General features: G+C 65.4%; 4 protein-coding genes. All 4 read left to right on the plus strand.

The annotated features are described in order from the left end of the window. Window positions 1–1,486: hypothetical protein (locus tag VN634_22370; GenBank protein HXC53650.1), on the plus strand; the 1,486-nt coding region annotated here is incomplete at its 5' end. A gap of 31 nt (window positions 1,487–1,517) precedes the next feature. Beyond that, window positions 1,518–2,435, plus strand: a complete 918-nt coding sequence (locus VN634_22375) for a branched-chain amino acid transaminase (protein ID HXC53651.1) — start codon at window positions 1,518–1,520, stop codon at window positions 2,433–2,435. 54 nt (window positions 2,436–2,489) lie between these two features. Beyond that, window positions 2,490–3,233 carry a rhomboid family intramembrane serine protease gene (locus tag VN634_22380; protein ID HXC53652.1) on the plus strand — a complete coding sequence of 248 codons (744 nt, stop codon included), beginning with the start codon at window positions 2,490–2,492 and terminating at the stop codon, window positions 3,231–3,233. 25 nt (window positions 3,234–3,258) lie between these two features. Further along, a partial coding sequence (locus VN634_22385; GenBank protein ID HXC53653.1) for a hypothetical protein occupies window positions 3,259–3,611 on the plus strand: 353 nt, incomplete at its 3' end.

The raw sequence follows: 3,611 nt of genomic DNA on the forward strand, positions 1-3,611 counted from the left end.
GGCGCGCCCGCAGCGGCGGCGCGCGGTGGAGGCGCTCGCGCCGCGCCTTCTCGATGCGGTCGCGCGTTCGTCCGATCCGTCGAGGGCGCTCTCGGGCCTCGTCGAGTTCCTGATCCGCACCGGCGCGCACACGAGCTATCTCGCTCTTCTCAGCGGCTCTCCGAAGACGATGGAAATCCTCGTCTCGCTGTTCGCGAGCAGTCCGTATCTGGCGTCGCATCTGGTCGGACATCCCGAGCTCATCGATTCGCTGGTGCGGGCGGACTCTGCTGCCGCGCCGGAGCCGGTTGCCGAAGACCTGCGCACGTCGCTGCGGCTGCAGCTCGAGGCCGCGATGCCGCCTGCGCCGGCTGGCCAGAAGCACGCGCCGATCGACGAGGAAGCGGTGCTCAGCGTGCTGCGCCGCTTCCGCGTGGCCGAGCTGCTGCGCATCGGCATGAACGATCTCGCCGGCGCACTGCCGAGCGAAGCCGTGCATCGCGCGCTCACGACGCTTGCCGAAGTGGTTCTGGTCGAAGCGCTCGAAGCCTCGCGCCGGCTGGTCGCCGCGCGCATGGCAGGGCCGTGGGAACGTGTGCGACTCGCCGTTCTTGCCATGGGCAAGCTCGGCGCGCGCGAAATGTCGTACGGCTCCGATCTCGATCTGGTGTTCGTCTACGACGCCGGGGGCGCCGAGCGGACGGCCGACAATCCCGACGGCGGATACGATGCCGACGTACACGTCCTCGTGACGAAGTGGGTACAGAAGCTCATTTCGCTTCTGTCCGCGCGTACGCGCGACGGCGTGGCTTACGAAGTCGACGCGCGCCTGCGGCCTTCGGGCCGCAGCGGACCGCTGGTCACTTCGCTCGCGAGCTTCCTGCAGTATCACAGCGCCGAGGCCGAGCTGTGGGAGCGTCAGGCGCTCATCCGTGCGCGCGTCGTGTACGCCGACGGAGATCTGACGGCGCGCATCGACCGTGCGCTTTCTGCGCGTGTCTGGAGCGCACCGATCGCAGCCGAAGGCATGGCCGAGATCGCCAGCCTCCGGGCGCGCGTCGAGGACGAGCTTGCCGGTGAAGACAAGGAGCGGCTGAACATCAAGACCGGGCGCGGCGGCATCGTCGACATCGAATTCCTCGTGCAGATGATGCAGCTGCGCTACGGAACCGATCATCCGTCGGTTCGCAGGCGCTCGACCGTCGATGCGCTCGAAGCGCTGCGCGACGAACGCCTCCTGCCGGCGGCCGAGGCCGACGCGCTCCTCGGCCACTACCGGTTCCTGCGCCGGCTCGAAGCGCGGCTGCGGCTGGAGCGCGACCGGCCGGTCGAGCAGCTCGGCACCGATCCTGCCGGGCTCGCGCCGCTCGCCATACGACTCGGCTACGCCGACGATGACCCGGGCCGCAAGCTGCTCGACGATTACCAGCGCACGCGGGAAGCGGTGCGCACGCTCTATCTGTCCAGCTTCGCGGCCGATCCTGCCGGCGAGGCGAAGCTTCGTTGACCTCGATGGCCACGGTGGATACGAACCCGCCGTGGAAAAGAGCAAAAGCATCTGGATGAATGGAACGCTCGTCCCCTGGGACGACGCGAAGGTTCACGTCCTTACCCATACGCTTCACTACGGCGTCGGCGCGTTCGAGGGCATTCGCTGTTATCAGGCAAGCGACGGCCGCTCGGCGGTGTTCCGCTTGCGCGAGCACATCGTGCGGCTGGTGCAGTCGTGCAAAATCCTCGGCATCGACTCTCCGTACGGCGTCGACGAATTGTGCGACGCATGCATCGCAACCATTCGCGCGAACGAGCTCAAGGCGTGTTACATCCGCCCGCTCGTCTACGTGGCCGACGGCGAGATGGGCCTCGGATCGGCAACCGTCAATCCGATTCACGTTGCGATCGCGGTCTGGCCATGGGGCAGCTACCTCGGCGACGAAGGTCTCGCGAGCGGGATCCGCGTGCGCACGTCGAGCTTCCAGCGCATGCACGTCAATACGCTGATGACCAAGGCCAAGGCGGTCGGCCACTACGTCAATTCGATCCTTGCCAGCGTCGAGGCGCGCAGCGGCGGCTACGACGAATCGCTGATGCTCGACGTCGACGGCTATGCCGCCGAAGGCTGCGGCGAGAATCTGTTCATCGTGCGCGACGGGCGCGTCAAGACGCCGCCGATCGCGACCGTGCTCGAAGGCATCACGCGTGCGACGGCCATCGAGCTGTTGCGTGCCGAGGGAATCAGCGTCACCGAAGAGCGCTTCACGCGCGACGAGATCTACATCTCGGACGAGGCGTTCCTGACCGGTACGGCTGCCGAGATCACCCCGATGCGCTCGCTCGACGATCGCACGATCGGCGCCGGAAAACCCGGTCCCGTGACCACGCGGCTTCAGGAAGCTTATTTCCAGACCGTGCGCGGGGGGCGCCCCGCGTACGCGCACTGGCTTTCCAGCGTCTGATGTCTACAGAAGGCGTCTGATGTCGACAGAGCGAAGAATGTTCGCGGAGGCTTCTTGAGACCGACCGGCTACGGAGGACCGCCCGGCTACAGGCCGAACCTGCGATTCGGTCCGGCCGGAGCGGTGCCGGTCGTCGTTGCGCGGCTGATCGCGGTCAATGTCGCGGTCTTCATGCTTCAGCTCGCGACCGGCGGCTGGCTCACGCACGAATTCGGCCTGGTGCCGGCACTCGTCCAGCGCGGCGAGATCTGGAGGCTTTTTACCTACCAGTTCCTGCACGGCGGGGCGATGCACCTGTTCCTCAACATGTTCGCGCTGTGGATGTTCGGCTCGGAGCTCGCGCCGCGCTGGGGGAGCCGGTTCTTCCTGCGCTACTACTTCCTTTGTGCAGTCGGCGGCGGAATCCTGTTCACGCTCGTCCGGCTCGGAACGTATACCCCGAGCGTCGGAGCCTCCGGCGCGATCTACGGAATCCTCATGGCGTACGCGATGTGGTTTCCGAACCGCCAGGTCTACCTGTACTTCGTCCTGCCGATCCGCGTGCGCTACCTGATCGTCTTTCTGATCGTGCTCGAGATGATGCAGGCCATGCAGTCGACCAACACCGGCATTGCGCATGCCGCGCACCTTGGCGGCATGGGATTCGGCTACGCGTATCTTCGATGGAAGGGAGTGCAGGGATTCCGGCCATTGCCGGCCGGTACGATGAAAACGATCAACCGGTGGCGGCGCCAGATCGCACGCTGGCGCCTTCAGCGTCGCATGCGCGGCCGCGGCTGGAACGACACGCTTCACTGAACCCGGGCCGAAGCAGGAAACGCAAATGAAAAGAGGGGTCGCGGCGTTGCGCTGCGATCCCTCTTGTTTTTCTGGTCCTTCGTTTTCGGCCGGTCAACGTTCGGGCGTTAGGCGCCTTCAGGCTTCTGGGAAAAGCCATCCGATGAGCACGAGGCCGGCGACGATCAGTGCCGATTCGAGCATTTTCCTGTCTCCTCTCGAGCCCCCGCAGGCTCGAAGAGCAGCCTATGTATGGAAACGTCGTAACTGCGTCAAGGAATTTCGTGATTCTCGCGACACATTTGGAAGCATCTTCTTGCTGCTGAATGTTCCTACACCGCTGCTGACAATTCCGTATGAAACTCGTGACGGGAACGAGCCTGCGACAGTGCCGTCTCG

Source organism: Candidatus Limnocylindrales bacterium (assembly GCA_035571835.1).
Classification (GTDB): domain Bacteria; phylum Desulfobacterota; class Binatia; order UBA1149; family CAITLU01; genus DATNBU01.